At 38.7% G+C, this 18,449-nt stretch carries 14 protein-coding genes, 3 tRNA genes, 1 other RNA gene and 1 pseudogene; 2 read left to right on the top strand and 17 right to left on the bottom strand.

Annotated elements, in window-relative coordinates; genetic code table 11:
- Window positions 1-45: 45 nt before the first annotated feature.
- From FRX52_RS01030 to FRX52_RS01015, 4 genes are all read right to left on the bottom strand, one after another.
- Window positions 46-3,150, bottom strand: coding sequence for a DNA polymerase III subunit alpha (locus FRX52_RS01030; protein WP_146538185.1), 3,105 nt, complete (start codon window positions 3,148-3,150; stop codon window positions 46-48).
- Between the two features lie 90 nt (window positions 3,151-3,240).
- Window positions 3,241-3,969: a hypothetical protein gene (locus FRX52_RS01025; RefSeq protein ID WP_146538184.1), complete on the bottom strand. Its 729-nt coding sequence runs from the start codon at window positions 3,967-3,969 to the stop codon at window positions 3,241-3,243.
- Between the two features lie 17 nt (window positions 3,970-3,986).
- A complete protein-coding gene (locus tag FRX52_RS01020; protein WP_146538183.1) occupies window positions 3,987-4,685 on the bottom strand; it encodes an ABC transporter ATP-binding protein in 699 nt (232 codons plus the stop codon).
- Complete coding sequence (locus FRX52_RS01015; RefSeq protein WP_146495085.1) at window positions 4,685-5,053, bottom strand: GntR family transcriptional regulator; 369 nt, start codon at window positions 5,051-5,053, stop codon at window positions 4,685-4,687. Before FRX52_RS01015 ends, FRX52_RS01020 begins: the two co-directional genes overlap by 1 nt.
- 108 nt (window positions 5,054-5,161) lie before the next feature.
- Between FRX52_RS01015 and FRX52_RS01010 the strand changes: the two genes are divergently transcribed.
- Window positions 5,162-5,233 (top strand) — tRNA-Arg (locus tag FRX52_RS01010).
- Window positions 5,234-5,282: 49 nt separating this feature from the next.
- Here the strand turns inward: FRX52_RS01010 and FRX52_RS01005 are convergent.
- Both FRX52_RS01005 and ssrA read right to left on the bottom strand, forming a co-directional pair.
- Entirely contained in the window at window positions 5,283-5,918 is a 636-nt protein-coding gene (locus tag FRX52_RS01005; RefSeq protein ID WP_146495083.1) for a DUF3862 domain-containing protein, read from the bottom strand.
- 26 nt (window positions 5,919-5,944) lie between these two features.
- Window positions 5,945-6,291: a transfer-messenger RNA gene (ssrA, locus tag FRX52_RS01000) on the bottom strand.
- Window positions 6,292-6,365: 74 nt separating this feature from the next.
- Between ssrA and FRX52_RS00995 the strand changes: the two genes are divergently transcribed.
- Window positions 6,366-6,959: a TVP38/TMEM64 family protein gene (locus FRX52_RS00995; RefSeq protein ID WP_146538182.1), complete on the top strand. Its 594-nt coding sequence runs from the start codon at window positions 6,366-6,368 to the stop codon at window positions 6,957-6,959.
- Between the two features lie 65 nt (window positions 6,960-7,024).
- Here the strand turns inward: FRX52_RS00995 and rpsA are convergent, their stop codons facing one another.
- The 11 genes and pseudogenes from rpsA to parE form a co-directional block, all read right to left on the bottom strand.
- Window positions 7,025-8,233 (bottom strand): 30S ribosomal protein S1, encoded by a 1,209-nt coding sequence (gene rpsA / locus FRX52_RS00990; RefSeq protein WP_146460109.1) that lies wholly within the window; start codon window positions 8,231-8,233, stop codon window positions 7,025-7,027.
- A 123-nt stretch (window positions 8,234-8,356) separates the two neighbouring features.
- Window positions 8,357-8,428, bottom strand: a tRNA-Gln gene (locus FRX52_RS00985).
- 25 nt (window positions 8,429-8,453) lie between these two features.
- Window positions 8,454-8,534 (bottom strand) — tRNA-Tyr (locus FRX52_RS00980).
- Window positions 8,535-8,594: 60 nt separating this feature from the next.
- Entirely contained in the window at window positions 8,595-8,825 is a 231-nt protein-coding gene (locus FRX52_RS00975; protein ID WP_146538181.1) for a DUF2969 domain-containing protein, read from the bottom strand.
- A 216-nt stretch (window positions 8,826-9,041) separates the two neighbouring features.
- A complete protein-coding gene (gene parC / locus FRX52_RS00970; RefSeq protein ID WP_146538180.1) occupies window positions 9,042-11,456 on the bottom strand; it encodes a DNA topoisomerase IV subunit A in 2,415 nt (804 codons plus the stop codon).
- Between the two features lie 156 nt (window positions 11,457-11,612).
- Window positions 11,613-12,401 carry a DUF6261 family protein gene (locus FRX52_RS00965; RefSeq protein ID WP_146538179.1) on the bottom strand — a complete coding sequence of 263 codons (789 nt, stop codon included), beginning with the start codon at window positions 12,399-12,401 and terminating at the stop codon, window positions 11,613-11,615.
- Between the two features lie 246 nt (window positions 12,402-12,647).
- A pseudogene (locus FRX52_RS00960) lies at window positions 12,648-13,163 on the bottom strand (restriction endonuclease subunit S); the annotation flags it as partial.
- An 11-nt stretch (window positions 13,164-13,174) separates the two neighbouring features.
- A complete protein-coding gene (locus tag FRX52_RS00955) occupies window positions 13,175-13,852 on the bottom strand; it encodes a restriction endonuclease subunit S (RefSeq protein ID WP_261378935.1) in 678 nt (225 codons plus the stop codon).
- Window positions 13,795-15,816 carry a class I SAM-dependent DNA methyltransferase gene (locus FRX52_RS00950; RefSeq protein ID WP_146538177.1) on the bottom strand — a complete coding sequence of 674 codons (2,022 nt, stop codon included), beginning with the start codon at window positions 15,814-15,816 and terminating at the stop codon, window positions 13,795-13,797. Before FRX52_RS00950 ends, FRX52_RS00955 begins: the two co-directional genes overlap by 58 nt.
- A 25-nt stretch (window positions 15,817-15,841) precedes the next feature.
- Window positions 15,842-16,444: a protein adenylyltransferase Fic gene (fic, locus tag FRX52_RS00945; RefSeq protein ID WP_146538176.1), complete on the bottom strand. Its 603-nt coding sequence runs from the start codon at window positions 16,442-16,444 to the stop codon at window positions 15,842-15,844.
- Between the two features lie 16 nt (window positions 16,445-16,460).
- Window positions 16,461-18,404, bottom strand: a complete 1,944-nt coding sequence (gene parE, locus FRX52_RS00940) for a DNA topoisomerase IV subunit B (RefSeq protein WP_146538175.1) — start codon at window positions 18,402-18,404, stop codon at window positions 16,461-16,463.
- Window positions 18,405-18,449: the final 45 nt, after the last annotated feature.

The raw sequence follows: 18,449 nt of genomic DNA, 5'->3' as shown, positions 1-18,449 counted from the left end.
TAACTACATCATTATAGCACATTCACAAGTAAAATTCTTCACTTTTTAGTGAAAAATCGTTTTCATCACATAAGTTTTTAATTTTTCTTCCATTTCCTTTGACTTGGCGACACGGTAATTTCGACTTCGTAAGGTTTCTTTCTCCTCCTCGTATCTTAAAATAACAGGAAAATCACCAGGATATTGAGCTAGAATAGCTGATATTTCGCGGTCATGATCATGATTAGCTAATTGAATCCAGAATTTTTCCGTAATGACAGGACTCACTAATTGAGCAATCAATTGCAAACGTTCCTGTCGTTCCTGCACCTTTCCTTTGATATAAACTATCTTTCCTTTTTCTAATTGTTGAGCTAAACGTTGATAATCATTTGGGAAAATAGTCACATCCAACCTTTTCACGCCATCAGTTAAACCAACAAACGCCATCAACTGACCTGTCGTCTTGGTTCGAATCTCTCGGATACTCTCTATCTGACCTAGAACCGTTACTGTGGTTTCATTGACCAAGTCATCAAAAGGGATATAGTGACCCGCTTGTTCTCTTAAAATTTGAAAAACAGGATGAGGACTCACACCAACACCTAAAATTTCTTGTTCCATCTCGTACTTTTCTTGGCTTGAAAAGTCATCAGCCTCAGTCCAGTGATACGATGACTGAGCAAAGAGACTACCTAATTGAGTGATAAAATTTAAGAGAGAAGGAAGATTTTGTAAGATTTTTTGACGATTGGTTTCCAATTGATCGAAAAGTCCTGCCTTCGTCATGCTTTCTAATAATTCTATCTTATGATAAGTCACTGGTATACGCATCAGAAAATCTTCAACACTAGTAAACGGACGATTAGCATAGAGCCACTGACTAAACTCTTGTCCTAACCCCTTGATGCGTTTAAGACCTAAATAAATACGACCATCTGTAACTGTATCATACTCACTAATATCATTGATTGAAATAGGAGCTAGTGAAAAACCGTGTTGTAAGGCGTCCCTGATGTAATCACTATTTGAGTAATTCAACATAATGTGGTAAAAAGCATCTGGATAATGTGCCTTAAAATAAGCTAACTGAAAAGCTAAGGCCGAGTAAGCATAGGCATGACTACGATTAAAGCCATAACCAGCAAACTTAGCCATGCGTTCAAAAATGGCTTGGGCAGTCTGTTGATCATGTCCATTTGTGAGAGCACCAGCCATAAAATCGCTAGCCATAGCTGTCATTTCTCGTTGATTTTTTTTGGACATGGCTCGCCTAAGCATATCTGCCTTTCCAAGACTAAAACCTGCATAAACCTGAGCAATCTGCATGACCTGCTCTTGATAAAGCATGATGCCGTAGGTTGATTGTAGGATTGGATCAATCTCTGGTGATAAGGTTTCAACCCGTTCTTGACCAAACTTACGTTTGACAAAATTGCTAATGTAGTCACTTGCTCCTGGACGGTTTAGACTAGTTGTCGCTACAATTTCTTCAAAACAATGTGGCTTCACTTGTTTCAGCAGATTGATGGCTCCTGATTTTTCAAATTGAAAAATCCCCTTGGTTTGACCTTGAGCAAACAATTGCAATGTTTTAGAATCTTCTAAATCAATAGAAGCAATCTTTATTTCCTGACCATAGCGTCTTTTTACTTCTTCTGCCATTTTTTGAGCAAAAGTTAAATTACGCAAGCCTAAAAAGTCCATCTTCAACAGACCATTGGCTTCCACACTATTGGCGTCAAATTGCGTAATCATCATCTCTTCTCCAGCTTTTAGAGGAATGTGATTAGTCAACCTATCATCACTCATCACAATCCCTGCGGCGTGAATAGAAGTCTGACGTGGTTGGCCCTCAATTCGTTTGGCAATTTTAAATGCCTTCTGGTATTCCTTTTTCTCTAAAATCAATTGGCGGAAGGATAGATTAGTTTGATAAACCAGTGCTAAGGTATCTTTAAAACGAATTTTCTTGCTTAGAACATTCAAATCATACTCACTCGCCCCAAACCGTTTAAAAACATCGCGTAAGGCTTGCTTAGCCCCAAAGGTTGAGAAAGTCACAATTTGAGCCACATGCTCCTTGCCATAGCGTTCTTTGACATAATGTAAGAAATCATTACGATGAATATCTGGAATATCAATGTCAATATCTGGCATGCTGTATCGTTCTTCATTAAGAAAACGTTCAAACAGCAGTTGATTTTTCACAGGATCAATACCTGTAATATCCAAGGCATAGGCAACCAAACTACCCGCAGCTGACCCACGTCCCATTCCCATATAATAGTTTTTCCGACGACCAAATTGCAAGAGATCCCAAACAATCAAAAAATAATCATCAAAGCCCATTTGATGAATAACAGCAAGTTCCTGATTCAGACGGTCTTGATAGGCTGGCTGCCATAATTGTTTTGCTTTTAAGCCTCTTTCAGCTTCTTGTCGTAATTCTTGATGGGCTGGTACTAGCTGATTAAAACGAGGCAGTTTTAATTGACTATTTAACTGGTAGTCAATACCTGTTACCAACTCATTTAGATGAAGCAAACTTTCTGGAAAACGTTCTTGAAAAAGTGTTCCGAGTTCCTGTGCTGATGATAAAACTTGGCCACGTTTAACTGAACCAGTTTGTGCCAAACTGCTATTATCACGAATAGCATGTAAAACCTGTAAAGTTTCCATCTCTGATTCTTGGTAGTAGCGAACGGTATGTAGGGGAATAATTGGTTTAGGATAAGGTATTTGTGGACTATCCAAAAAAACACCTATCATGTAATCAAAAGATACATCTAGACTCTCAATCCCTTCAAAATAAGGCAGCACAATAGTCAAATCCTGCCTATTGCTTGGTAAATCTGCTACATTTAGTCCTGTCGTCATAACTTGAGTTGCTAATTGTAAAAGCTGATGATAACCCTTAGTATTTCGAGCGATTAGATAAAACGAACGTCTTGTTTCTTCAAGTGGTAATTCCACTTCCAAGCCTATAATAGGGTGCAACCCTAGTTTTTTAGCTTCTTGCATAAATTGGTAAGCCCCGTAGAGATTCCCCTTATCCATAATCCCTACTTGCTGATAGCCAAGTTCCTTAGCCCTCATCAAATAACCTTTAAGGTCAATCAAACTGTCCATAAAACTATAAACAGTCTTTGTATCCAACTGCACAAACATAAGTTTTTCTCCGATTAGTATTTCTTTTATTATACTATGATTTTCCCCTAATTGCAGACAAAAATAGTGACGTGCCTAAACACCCCACTATTACTGTAAATTCAAGCGATTCTTGATGATAAAATGAATCATTCCATAATAAATCCCTATACAAAGCAAGCTAAACAAAGACATGACCGACCAATAGCTCAGCTCATTAACTAGAACAGTTCCTAAAAAATTAGTAACCAAGGACATTACCACCACCAGCAAGAAATAAGTAAGAAAACTCATCAAGATTTGACGATTTCTAAACAAATGTCCTACTGCAACCGCCAAATAAATGGTCAAAATTTCTCTACTGATAGATAAAACCCACTGAATCAGACTCAACATCCAATTAATCGTTGTCATTCCCCCCCAAAGTACTGCCCACATTGAACGGTCTAACCACTCAAAACCAATCCCAAGGCCAATAAAAATAATGAGGGCATTGACTGAAGCTAAAAATAAGGACACTAAAAGTTTTGACATTAAAATTTGGTGGGTTGACACAGGTAAAGTTAGGGTCAAATAAGCTTGACGACCAAAAAGCTCTTGCCTAAAACGATGACAAATAATAAAAATCGTTGCAATCATCATAGCCACAATTAACAAAAACGTAACAACAGCAGAAAAACGATACACTGTGTATAGCCAGTTAGACAAGCTAACCGACTGACCAAGAGCTTGAAATTCCGGCGTCAATCGTCGTAAAGCAAAAGCCATTGCCAAACACAAGGCATATAGCCCCAGATACCACCTGCCAACAGATTTTAATTCATACTTTACTAACTTCAAAAACACGGTCGTCTCCTTTAACTCTTAAATGTTTCACGAAACAGCTTATCCATGGACATGCCATAAGTTTGGCGTAAATCATCAACTGCTCCTTGCAAACACACCTGACCCTTATCCAAAAATACCACATCATCTAAGATTGGTTCAACATCAGCAATCAAATGAGTCGAAATCAACACAGAAGCATCTTCTGAATAATTGCTAATGATTGTTTTTAAAATATACGCTCGTGTGATTGAATCAACTGCTGCAATCGGTTCGTCCAACAAATACAGTTTAGCTTGACGGCTCATCACCAAAAGCAATTGAACCTTTTCCTTGTCTCCTTTGGATAAATTTTTAAGGTACTGTTTTTGATCAATTGCTAAATCTTTCAAGAGGCTTTCTGCTCGTTCACGATCAAAATCAGTATAAAAATCAGCAAACAAGTGGATAATATCAACCACTTTCATATAATCTTTCAAGTAAGTTTGATCTGGTAAATAAGATACCATAGTCTTAGTTTCTACAGATGGTTCTAGACCATTGATTAGCACACGACCTTGATCTGTTTTCAAAAGCCCCATAATTAGCTTCATTATAGTGGTCTTACCACTACCATTTGGCCCTAACAAGCCAATGATTTTACCTGTCGATAAATCCAGATTGAGATTTACCAAAACTGGAGAATGCCCATAAGCTTTTGAAACTCCTTGCAGACTTAATAAAGTTGTCATCACTGCCTCCCTTCCACATAAGCTTTAACCTTGCTTAAAATTTCATCTTCTGTAAAACCAAAATTTTTCATATTGGCCACAAAGGATTCAATTTCGGCATAGGCGACATCATGACCAACCTTTTTTAATAAGGAGTCATTTTCAGTCACATAACGACCTGACGTTCGAGTTGTAAAAACCAGACCTTCTTGTTCCAATTCCTTATAAGCTCTTTGTGTCGTATTAGGATTTACACCTGCTTCTTCAGCTAATTCTCTCACCGTTGGCAATTGATCACCACTATGCAATTCGCCACTGATGATTTTCATTTTGATCCGCTGTGCTAACTGGATATAAATTGGCGATTTTTCATCAAAAATCCAAGCCATTTCCTAACCTCCTTTCATACGACTCTTATCTTTTCATCTTATAATTTTTTTCACCTTTTATCAAGAGAAACCTCCTTATCGCTTCATTTTATGATATAATAAAAATGACCATCCTTAGTGTAATGGATATCACGCAAGATTCCGGTTCTTGAAATGGGAGTTCGATTCTCTCAGGGTGGATAACAACCACACATGAAAATAAAGTTAGCCAACCAGCTAACTTTATTTTTTATCCTAAACCATTTTGATTTTTCTTAACCAAGCCACCTTGCTCAAAAATCAATTCGATATTGGCAGAATTAACATTGCCACCTTTTTTCAGTCCACTAGACCAAATAGCCTGAATACTGGATTTACCAGTTGATACCACTTGAGCCATCACGTCTGGACGACCTAATTTTTCAACAGCCTGATCAAAGCTCATACCTTCTGTTAAAGATTTATAGTCATCAAGTGTGACACGTTCTTCTCTGACAAAATTAAAGTTAGAAATAGAGCGTGAAATGGCACTATTTTCAAACTGTTGTACAGAGAGCTCAACTTGATCAAAATTCCAAGTATAAACATCAACTGTCACATTTTCCCCAGCTTCTTTGGTCTCATGTTTGCTCGGTTGACCAAACAGTGCTGTCAATTCGTCTAAATTCGACCCACCTTTAAAGTCATTAGCTTCCTCACCAAGTTTAATCTGCTCAAACTTCATTCTGACATCTTCATGATTAGGCGTACTTGGCTCAGTCAGCCAAGATTGTTCAACCTGTAATGATTCCTTGGTTGTGGCTTTTTGAGTTTGATTACTTGAACAAGCCACTAATAACATGACTGACAGAGCAAGACTTGCTAAACTCATCACTTTTTTTGTCATATCTATCCTCTATCTTTAATAAAATTTTATGGAGCCGGTGGGAGTCGAACCCACGTCCAAACACCTGCCAACATATTTGTCTACAACCATAGGCCTTGTCTTCATTTAACAAAAAATTGACACAAGGCTCAAGCCTATCTTTTGCGAGTCTAATCATCTCTTTTTGGTTAGTTAGACCCTAACCAAACGTAGCTTGTTAAAATAAGACCTCTAATGAAACACAAGCCATTTCATAGCGGTCACGCCCGCTGGTTTTTAAGCAGCTAAAGCGTAAGAAGTGTTATTTTTTGCAGTTATATTTAACTGAACGGTTACGCCGTCACTCGAGTTGCAAAATATGCCTCATAATGCCTGTCGAATCCGTAACGACCCCAAAACATTACTTAACTAGTATATCAAAAACATTAAAAGATAGCAAAAAAATACTATTTTTGGTATGATAAAAGCATGTATAGATTTTGGCAAAAAGTATTTCAGGTACTTGGTTTTTTGACGTTAATTGCTTCTGTTGCCCTAGTTATCTGGTTATTTCAAAAAGGAATTTTAAATGACCAAAATGCTTTCAAAACATGGGTTCAGCAGTATCAGGTCATGGCTCCTGTAATTTTTATTCTCATTCAGATTATCCAAATTGTTATTCCTATTCTACCTGGTGGTGTCACAACTGTGGCTGGCTATCTCATCTTTGGACCGTGGTTAGGCTTTATCACGAATTATATTGGGATTATGATTGGCAGTGTCATTCTTTTTCTCTTAGTTAGACGCTACGGTAAACCCTTTATCCATCTTTTTGTCAAAGACAAGGATTTAAGTAAATACGAAGCCAAATTGGAAACAAAAACCTATGAACGTTTTTTCATCTTTTGCATGGCATCACCTATTTCACCTGCCGATATCTTGGTTATGGTAACAGGTCTAAGCAAAATGTCACTTAAACGATTTATTATGATTCTCTTACTCACTAAGCCCTTATCAATTATCGGATATAGTTATTTGTGGATCTATGGTGGCTCTTTCATTCAATATCTTCTTGGCTTATAGCACCAGTTAATTGGTGTTTTTTATTTCCAATAAAAAAAGCTTGAAGAATTCAAGCTTTTTCTTTATTACAATTCGATATCGCCAAACAAGTCTGCCATTGAGAAACCAGTTTGTGTTTCTGGCAATTCGTAATCACGTTTTTCTTGACGGCGTGGACGACGTGGACGAGATTGACGTTTCTCACCGTTGTCACCTTCAGTTTTTTCTTGTGCTGGACGCTCTTCAAGTGCTTTGATTGACAATGATACACGCTCATCAGCAGCGTTCACTTCAAGCACTTTAACAGTTACAGCTTGACCTACTGAAAGGGCATCTTTTGGATTTTCAACACGTTTGTGTGAAATTTGTGAGATATGTACCAAACCATCAATACCTGGCAATACTTCAACAAAAGCACCAAAGTCAGTCAAACGTTTAACAGTTCCTTCAACAACATCACCTGCAGCTAACTTTTGCTCTACGCCATCCCATGGTCCAGGAGTTGTTGCTTTAAGAGAAAGTGATACACGACCTTCTTCTTCATCAATAGCAAGTACTTTAACATCAACATCTTCACCAACAGTAACCACTGATTTTGGTGAAACGTTACGCTCATGTGACAATTCTGTCACGTGAACCAAGCCATCAACGCCACCAAGATCGATGAAAGCACCAAAGCTAGTCAAACGAGCAACTTTACCAGTAACAACTGAACCAACTTCAATCTTAGAAAAGACTTCTTGACGAGCTGCTGCTGTTGTTTCTTCTACAACTTCACGACGTGACAAAATGAAACGATTTTCTGCTGCATTAACTTCTTTAATTTTTGCGTCAAATTCTTGACCAACGAAACGCTCAGTATTGCGAACGAAACGTGTATCAAGCATAGATGCTGGAATGAAACCACGAAGTCCTTCAAATTCAACTGAAAGGCCACCTTTAACGGCACGAGTACCTTTAACAGTAACAACTTCTTCTTCACGTCCAACAAGTTTGTCCCAAGCTTTACGAGCTTCTAAACGTTTTTTAGAAACTAGGAAAGTTACTGTGTCTGTATCTTTACCTACAACTTGACGAAGAACAAGCACTTCTAGTGTTTCGCCAGCTTTAACAAAATCGTTGATGTCTGCATCACGCTCGTTTGTCAACTCACGAAGAGTTAAGACACCTTCAACACCTGTTCCTTCAATAACAAGGTTTGCTTGACCGTTATCAACTGTTAAAACTTCCGCAGTGACGACGTCACCTGGGTTAACTTCGCTAACACTATTTAGCAAATCTTCAAATTCATTCATTCTAAAAAATCCTCCAACAAAAGCTAGCAAAGCTAGCTTTTGATAACACTATATTTTTTCAAGGCAACCCGTAAGGACAATAAACTTTATCGCTGACGGTCTTAGGAAATCCTAATACCTCAACTGGGGTAGCTGGATTCGAACCAACGCATGAGGGAGTCAAAGTCCCTTGCCTTACCGCTTGGCGATACCCCAATACTTTCAGATTTTATTCTGAAAATGGAGAGAGAGGGATTCGAACCCCCGAACCCGAAGGAGCGGATTTACAGTCCGCCGCGTTTAGCCTCTTCGCTATCTCTCCTAAAACAAAATCTATTATAGCATAGCTTTTGTTTTTATACAAGCCCTTTTTCAGATTTTTTTAATGATTTAAGTTATAAAGTTCGATAATATGCCCAATCCCTTGATCAAAGGTCTTATAAAGGCTATCGACTGCTCCATTTTTTAAGACGGCAAATTGTTTATTTAGTTCAACCATCTCGCCAATGGTCTTTTTACCAATAACCACTTGGTAACCTGCTACGTTTTGACCATTGACATCCAATTTGGCATCAAGGACTTGAACCTCAATTTTTTTATCTTTTTTACTCATGCTTGCCCCTTTCGTTTCTCATCCTATTTTACACAAAATAACCGCTACTGACAAGAACGAACTTGCTTTTCTCGTCAGCATCAACTGTTATCAATACCAACCTGTTAGTTGATGAAGTTGATTTTCCAGTCCTGGTAAGTAACGTAAACACAAGAAGAGAACAATGGCAATAAGTAAACAGACTGATACCAATTTTACTAATTTCATCATCTTCTCCTAGTTTAAGTCTAAGTAAGCCTTCACGACTTCATCACTCGCCATACTATCTGCAATAAAACTTCCATTACTAGTACGATCAGATAAAGAAAGTGCCGCTACATCTACTTGATAGATTTGATTTGATTGGGTATGAATGATTAGTTCTTGTGGAATTGCTCCAACATTTCCTGCCATATAGACACGATGAGGCTTGCTTTTCAGCTCACGCAACACTTGTAAGCCACGCTTAGCTCGACCTGTTACAGCTAATTGCTCCACAGCAACTTTCTTCACACTACCACGTTGGGTTAAGAGATAAAAAGCAGTGGATTGGACTGGAAAGACAGCTTGAACATAATCGTCATCTTTAAGATTCACTCCCTTAACGCCTGCTGCTTTTAAGCCCAAGACTGGTACTTCACTGGCTTCAAAGCGTAAGCCATAACCCATCCAGGTAAAGAGTAAAATTTCCTCTAATTGAATTGGGGCTAGGCTAAGCACACGGTCGCTTGCGTCTTTTAATTTCATAAAAGTCAACGATTTAGACTTGTAAGTTCGCCAAGGACTCAAGTCTTTTTGTTCAAAGCGTTTAATCTGACCTGCCTTAGTTGCCGTCAAATACAAGGCACCTTCTGCCACTTGCTCTAGCAAGTCCACTGCAATAATTTCTTCTTCTGCTGCAAAATTGCTAATGGTTTGCGATAGGTGTTCGCCAATATCTTTCCAACGGCTGTCCGTTAATTCATACACTGGGCGATAAATGACATTACCAAGATTAGTAAAAAGATAGAGATGTTGTGTTGTTTTGGCTTGGCTAAGGAAAATCAAATGATCATCTTCACGCTTGCCAACCTCTGCTACCGTTGAAGCCCCAAAGGAGCGTGGACTCGTGCGTTTAATATAACCTGCTTTAGTCACGCTGACATAGGTATCCTCAGCCACAATCAAGCTGCTGCTATCAATCTCAATCGTTTCTGCCTGCTCTTTCAACACTGTCCGTCTAGGATTGGCAAAGGTCTTTTTCACCTGACGCAGTTCTTTTTTCATGACTTGATAAAGGGTAACTTCATCGCTGATAATAGCTGTCAAGTACTGAATCTGCTCTTTTAGGGCCTGACTTTCTTCCTGTAAGGTCACAATATCTGTATTGGTCAAACGATAGAGTTGAAGCGTGACAATGGCTTCTGCCTGTTCTTCTGTAAAGGCATAGCTGACCTTGAGATTTTCTTTGGCATCTGCCTTATTCTCACTTGCACGAATGAGCGCAATGACGTCATCCAAAATCGAAATCACACGAATCAAGCCTTCAACGATATGGAGACGCTTTTCTGCCTTTTCCTTATCAAACTGAGAACGGGCTAAAATAATTTCTTTACGATGAGCAATATAGGCTGACAAAATCTTATGTAAGCCAACTTGTCGAGGCGTGTAATGGTCAATCGCTACCATGTTAAAGTTGTAATTGACCTGTAGGTCGGTGTACTTGAAAAGGTAGTTAAGAATGGTCTGACTATCTGCGTCCTTTTTCAACTCAATCGCCAGTCTAAGACCAGTGCGATCAGACTCGTCACGAACTTCCAAGATACCTGGCACCTTGTTATTCAGACGCACTTCATCAATCTTCTTAACCAAACTCGCCTTATTGACTTCATAAGGCAACTCTGTCACCACAATCTGCTCCTTACCTGCTTTGAGTTTTTCAATACTGGTCAGACTTCTTAGCACCAAACGTCCTTTACCTGTTTCATAGGCTTTTTTCAAGTCTTCTGTCCCTTGAATAATCCCACCAGTTGGAAAATCTGGTCCAGGCAGTAAAGTCATCAGCTTGTCTAGACTAGCTTTAGGATGATCAATTAGATGAATGACAGCATCAATAACTTCGCCCAGATTATGGGGGGGGATGTCTGTCGCATAACCTGCCGAGATACCTGTTGCCCCATTAACCAAAAGGTTGGGAAAGGCTGCTGGTAAGACCGTCGGTTCTTTTTCAGTATCATCGAAATTCCAAGCAAAAGGCACCGTCTTTTTGTCAATATCTTCCAAGAGATAACCTGCCATTTCTGACAGTCTTGCCTCCGTGTAACGCATGGCTGCTGGCGGATCACCATCCATGGAACCATTGTTACCGTGCATTTCTACTAGAATCTCACGATTTTTCCAGTCTTGGCTCATGCGAACCATGGCGTCATAGATAGACGAATCGCCATGGGGATGGAAATTCCCCATGACATTTCCCACTGACTTGGCTGACTTGCGATAGCCCTTGTCAAAGGTATTGCCATCTTTATTCATCGAATAGAGAATCCGACGCTGAACAGGTTTTAATCCATCACGAATATCAGGTAAGGCCCGCTCTTGAATAATGTACTTGGAGTAGCGCCCAAAACGCTCCCCCATGATGTCTTCTAAAGACATGTTTTGAATGTTGGTCATAACAATTGTCACAAAGCGTCAATAAGTTGGCACTTTATGAGTTCCTTTCTAAAAAGGTTTGGTCTTAATAGCATAACACAGTCATCAAATAATGTCACCAACCGTCCAAATACTCTCGTCTTTGTCAAAACGATATAATCGTAAAGATTATCGTGTTCATACTAATACCACTGATGATTCTGATTGATTTTGAATAGGCGGTTGTTTTTCTACTTTCTCTTTTTTAATTGACTTATGACTGTGTTGTTTTCGATAGCGTTCGCGTACGCTATTTAATTGATTTCGCAATTCCACAAAGGCTTGACGCTCAGGATAGGCATAGGCAATCAGGGCTGTAAAATCAACTAGAAAATCATAGGTTTCTTGTAATTGCAAACGCAGTTGACGTATCTGACTAGGCTTTTGCACGCTTTGCTCGGTTAGACGTTCCTTGTAAAGTTGTTCAAATTGCTCTTGTTTATTTTTGAGTTGCGTCACATAGCTTGTCAGAGCTAACTTTTCCACTGCTTTTTGATAAGAAGGGCTTGCCAACTGGTGCAAGAGATGATTGATACCTTCTGTTTCTTTCTCATAGCTTTGCGTTGTTAGTCTAACATAGCCTTTTAAGAGGCTTGATAGGTTTTGATAGGCTTGTGTTATTTCTGTATCTTTGATACGAGCAAAAGCTTTAATAAAGTTCGTCAACGTGACCAAGGCATCGTTACGGTTACGGTCTGCTTCTTCCAAAAGTTGCGTGAATTGACTGCTTTTTGTTTTGTGTAAGCCTTGACGAAACGTTACGAGTAGCTCTTCTAGTTTATCCAAACGCTCTAGATAAACTGGTTCAGTTTGTTCCTTTTGAGAAAAGGTCATCAAATAGTCCTTACTCTCTGTTAGCAACTGGAAAAATTCACTGTTGTCTAGCAGTTTGGTTGATAGGGTTGTGATCTTGTACATCCGTTTCATGATTTCCTCATTTCTTTTTTTGATTCACTTATTTATTCGTCAATTAAATCAGAAACTTTTTGGAAAATCATAAAAAACTCGTTAATTTTGCTTGCCCATTTTGGGCAAAGCTGACTGACTAGGTAGAACACGTTTGCCCAAAATGGGCAGACGTCCTCACAGCTGTGAGGAACTCAACTTCCTTTTGAAAAAACCAGCTCACAAGTGTGACGAGCTCTGCCAAAAATGGGACAAGCTCATCACAAACTAAGCGTTCACAATTTCTTTGGTTGCTGCAATCTTTTTATCTGTCCACTCAACCAAATCTTTGATGACGAGTTTTTCAATGACTTTGATAAGGTCTGACATAAAGTCATAGTCAGGAAATTGATTTTTATTAGGTAAAAGCATCTCAACATGTTTTAATATTTTTTCATTAAAAGAACTACTGCCCCAACTGAATGTTGAAAAACTTCGTTTCATAGAAGAAATAAAATAAAGAGCCAGATATCTATCTAAATTTATCTCTTTCGTTTGTAAAATTTTAATTTTGTCTCCTGTAAAATAAGGTTCTTTTTGATAAAACATTGTTGCTGTATCTTGTCCAAAACTAATAGTATTGGCAGGATTCAAAAATTTTGTTGATTCTGTGATGTAACCTTTTATTCCATTATTATTTTCACCACGTGCAACATATGGAAATTCACCACCAAATTTTATAGTATTAGCATTAAATTTCTTTTTACTACTAGAAAGATGAAAAATTGTAGAAATAGTATAAGTTCCCCATTCCTCTACTCTACTCTACTCTGAGTATCTGTGAGTTTAGCAAACTTGTCAAGTGTTTCCTTGTCTTTTTCTGTCAAGTGATAATCTTTTAGTCCAGTAACGGTTAGATAAGCCTCGAGCGTCTCGATGCGTTCAGCCTCGAGCGTCTTAATGTAAGATTCCATGTATCCTTTAGCGATTTTTGTATGGATATATGGTAATTTAATATTTAATTCTTTTATTTTTATCCAAGAACACATATTCTCATAGCCAAACATTTTTTTTAGAAACTGTAATGATACAGATAAATACATCATCACTTCTTTAGAAAATTCTTCTTTGGCTTTAAGAGAAAAAACACGTGCATGAGTTACCATCTTATATTCAAAATTTCGATAAAATGGTGTTCCAAACATATCAATTGTAATAGTATTTTGACTAAATACTTTTGCTGTAACAGTAGTTTTTCCTGCTACACCTGCATTCGTTTCTCCTGCTGTAACAACATAATGACCAATTTCTGATAAATGCTCTTTCTTTATATCAAAATCACCATTAGATGCTCTAAATAATTTCTCTAAAGCTACTTCTTTCCACTCTCCCCCAGCCTTGATAAAATCATCTTCTAATTTCTGTAAAGCTGGGCTTAGGGCTTTTTTGTTTGGTCTTCTCCCCTTGATTGAAGTAGTTGTGTTACTTCCCACGAGAGATAATCCGCTACTGTCTTTTTGAAGTCTTCCAAGGTTGGCTTGGTATCAATCACTTGATGCTGCTCAAAATTCCAGTCATTCCCCTTATCTGTGATAAAATCTTCGATATAAATCTGTTCTAAATCCCATAGATTTTCATCAACTTTAGCACGAGTCCCAGCCTTAAAGATTTTGACAATATCTTGATAACGCTGTTGAGGATTGTCAATTTCTGACAAACCACGTTTGGCGCGTTTATAACCATCTTGCCTAAAATCAATAAACTTAACAGTCTGATCATAGTCATGTGGTTTATGGGCTTCAAAGATATAGATAGACGTTTGCACTCCTGCCATTGGAACAAAAAGATCGACTGGCATTTTGATAGAAGCTAACAAAGTATGATTAGCGAGAATTTTCTTTGCTGTACTTATGCCTTTTCCTGAACCAGCACTATCTTGGATAATAATAGCTCCCTTACCACCTGCTTTCATCTTATTCAAGCCATATTCAATAAAGGGTAAGCCATTTTCACTGTAAGAGAAAGGAGGATTTAAAAGAACACGGTCAGCTTCAAAGTCTGTGAACAAACTCTTTGGACGATTAAAGGCAGAACCTTTTTCAATTCGACTAGAGCCATCACCACGCAAAATCATATTAGTTGTAGCTAAAGTGTACATCTCTGCATTTAGTTCAATTCCTAATAGATGATGTTTTTTCAAACGAGTAATACTGTCTTTAGCCTGAGTCGTTGACTTACCATAAGTAATGTTGGCATCATCAATCATTAACTCCATAGCAGAAATCAAGAAACCTGCTGAACCTGTCGCCAAGTCCATGACCTTATTTTCCTTTTTAATATCAAGGATTTGTGCCATCATCTTGGTGACATAGGGTGGTGTTAAGACAATACCAATCTCTTTACCATCGCCTAAGGCATATTTGAGAAATTCTGAATACATTTCTCCCATGATGTCAATATGCCCACCCAAACCATCAATTTGTTTGAAAATATACTCGTAGATAAAGACAAAGATTTGTTTGTTGATAGAAGAAGACTTACCATCAATGTGCTTTGCAACTTCCTTATCATTTTTTATTTTTTCATCTCGTTGACTATCTTTTGAGATTTCAGCAAAAGAAGCTAACATCAACTCACGTTTTTCTTCAGCAATCCCACGATTACCCAAGAAACTTTTAATTTTATTATAGATTTTTACGCCATCATATTCTTCTTTGAGTTGAACTCCTTGCAAATCATCAGGTGTCAATCCATCAGCAATTTTATCACCGTTTCCATCTAAAACATCTTGCATGGAAAGAAGCATACCTGACACATAAAGCACACGTTGAGGGGCTGTGATGTTGTGGTTATGCATGAGTTTATTCAGTTTTTTGGCGTAGGCTTGTAAGGTGGCTTGACTATCAATCAAGATTTGATGTTTATCTGCTTCAGTTAGTGTGGCTTCTTGATAAAATTTATCAAAAGCTTCTTGACTTTCAAGGAAATCTAACGTCGTAATTTGTGGTAATTCTTTATGGGCATTAGGAGCTGAACCAAAAACATAATAAACAGAAATGGTAATATTATCTTCATCATCTCCAGCAATACCAATTGCAATTACTTCTTCATATTTTCCACTATCAATCATACTGCGTGAATAGTGTAAGGCACCATTAACCGCATAAGCATTGATCGATTTGTCATCAAACTTGATACCGTCTCTATTTTTAGCTACTAATTTAGATAATTTTAGTTTATTTTCAATAATGATAGGTAGCTTATACTTGTTTTCAATGTGAAAGTCTGGTTTACCAAAGTTTGTCTTAGTTGCTGTTTTAGCAGCACCTTTTAAGGCCTCTTTGAGATAGTCGCTCATGCTTGACTCTTCGTTATAATCTTGATGTTTTTTTAGGCCTATTCTATGAAATTCTGCTTTGACCCAATCATTCACATCACTTTCTAATCTCCAATTCATCGTTATTCAATCCTCCTTTTCCTATTCATAATTCTTCCGTCTTATAGAGTTGGTAACCCTCATAATAATAAGATGCATCAACTCCTTTAAAAAAGATTGCTTGTCCCAAATCATCTGTCAAAGCATTAAGAAGTAAATATTTTAATTCTCCTGTCGAAACATGACTTCTGACCATAGCATTAAAATAATCATCTTTATCAATTTGATTCCAATCAACAACTTTCTGTAAACTATCACGAAGCATACAATCTAACCAAATTCGCATACTTCTACCATTACCTTCTCGAAAGGGATGAGCCACATTCATATCAGCATACTTATCAACAATTTCATCAAAAGTTTTATGGGGAAGCTTATCAATATAGTTTAAGGATTGTTCTAAATAAATTCTTGGTGCAAATTGAAAATTATCCTTAGCGATATTGACATGACGAATCTTTCCTGCAAAGTCGTAAATATCGTCAAATAAAACTTTATGAATCTGAGATAATCCTTTAAAAGTTCCAACTTCAAAATTAAAGAGTTCGCCTGTGTCAAAAAGCTGAGCAGCTGCTTTTTTACTTATTTGTTCTTCCATTCGTGCCAATTCTGCAGAATTTGTTAATCCTAATTTGTTATCTAAAACCATTATCCCTCCTTACCCCCTAAAACACCGTCGCTTCTTCTAAGGTAAACTTGACATTGTCTTCAATCCACTGGCGGCGGGGAGCTGGTTTGTCGCCCATAAGGACAGATACTCGGCGTTCAGCACGAGCTAAGTCTTCAATGGTCACTCGGATTAGGGTTCTGGTTTCTGGGTTCATGGTGGTTTCCCAAAGCTGATCCGCATTCATCTCGCCCAGTCCTTTATAACGTTGAAGAATAGCACCCTTGCCAAAGACTTGACGCAACTCTGCCAACTCACCATCTGTCCAAGCATAAGCGATTTGTTGGGTCTTTCCTTTACCCTTACTCATCTTATAAAGTGGAGGAAGAGCGATATAGACACGCCCTGCTTCGACCAAGGGACGCATGTAGCGATAGAAAAAGGTCAGAAGAAGGGTCTGGATATGAGCACCGTCTGTATCCGCATCAGTCATGATGATGACCTTGTCATAGTTACAATCGACCAGAGAAAAATCTGCTCCGACACCGGCACCAATGGTGTAAATCATGGTGTTGATTTCTTCATTTTTGAGAATGTCAGCCATCTTGGCTTTTTCAGTGTTAAGCACCTTACCACGCAAGGGGAGAATGGCTTGAAACTTCCGATCACGTCCTTGCTTGGCTGAACCACCGGCTGAATCTCCCTCGACGAGATAAAGTTCATTCTTTTGGGGATTTTTAGATTGGGCTGGGGTTAGCTTTCCTGACAATAGCCCCTTGTCCTTCTTGTTTTTCTTGCCATTACGGCTATCATCACGTGCCTTACGAGCCGCTTCACGAGCATCGCGTGCCTTAATCGCCTTGCGAATCAAGTTAGCAGCTAGCTCGCCATTTTCCATAAGAAAGAAAGTCAACTTATCTGTCACGATACCTTCAACCACAGGACGAGCCAAGGGACTACCTAACTTGTCCTTGGTTTGCCCTTCAAATTGCAAGTGTTCTTCTGGCACTAAGATTGATAGAACAGCCGACAAGCCCTCACGATAATCAGACCCTTCTAAATTCTTGTCCTTTTCTTTCAGCAGACCTGTTTTTCTAGCATAGTCGTTCATGACCTTGGTAATGGCTGTCTTAAAGCCTGTCTCATGAGTACCACCGTCTTTGGTGCGGACATTATTAACAAAAGATAGGATATTATCAGAAAACCCGTCATTGTATTGAAGTGCCAAAGCCACTTGAAACTCCGACTGCTCCCCCTCAATCGAAATGACAGGGGTCATGGTTTCCTTGTCTTCGTTGAGATAGGTCACGAAATCTTCAACGCCTTTTTCATAGTGGAAACGTTCTGTCTGACCAGTTGTTTCATCTGTCAGAATCATGGTGACATTTTTTAGGAGAAAGGCAGATTCTTTCAAACGCTCGGCAATGGTATTGAACTTAAAGGTTGTTGTGGAAAAGATACTCGCATCTGGTAGAAAACGCACAGTCGTTCCTGTCTTAGACTTGGCACATGTCCCAATCTTCTCCAAGGTTGTCACAGGTTTGCCACCGTGTTCAAAACGTTGGCGATAAATCGCTCCGTCACGGCTGATTTCAACTTCTAGCCAAGAAGACAAGGCATTGACTACAGATGACCCCACACCATGCAGACCTCCTGAAGTTTTATAACCTCCTTGACCGAACTTACCACCTGCGTGAAGTACCGTAAAGATGACTTCAACCGTGGGAATACCACGAGCATGAAGACCAACTGGCATGCCTCGCCCTTGGTCAGCCACACTTAATGAACCATCTGCATGGAGTGTGACTGTAATTTCTTGACCAAAACCTGATAAGGCCTCATCAACAGCGTTATCGACAATCTCCCAAACCAAGTGATGCAAACCTGCTCCGTCTGTTGAGCCGATATACATCCCTGGTCGTTTACGAACAGCGTCCAAGCCTTCTAGAACTTGAATCGCCTCATCATTATACGTTGTCGTTGTTATGCTTTGCTTAGCCATGCTGACCTCCACTTTTTTCATACTTTCTTATCTTACAGGTTTTTA

Source organism: Streptococcus sp. sy018 (genome assembly GCF_007859185.1).
Classification (GTDB): Bacteria; Bacillota; Bacilli; order Lactobacillales; family Streptococcaceae; genus Streptococcus.
This window is presented reverse-complemented; position numbering and strand designations above follow the sequence as displayed.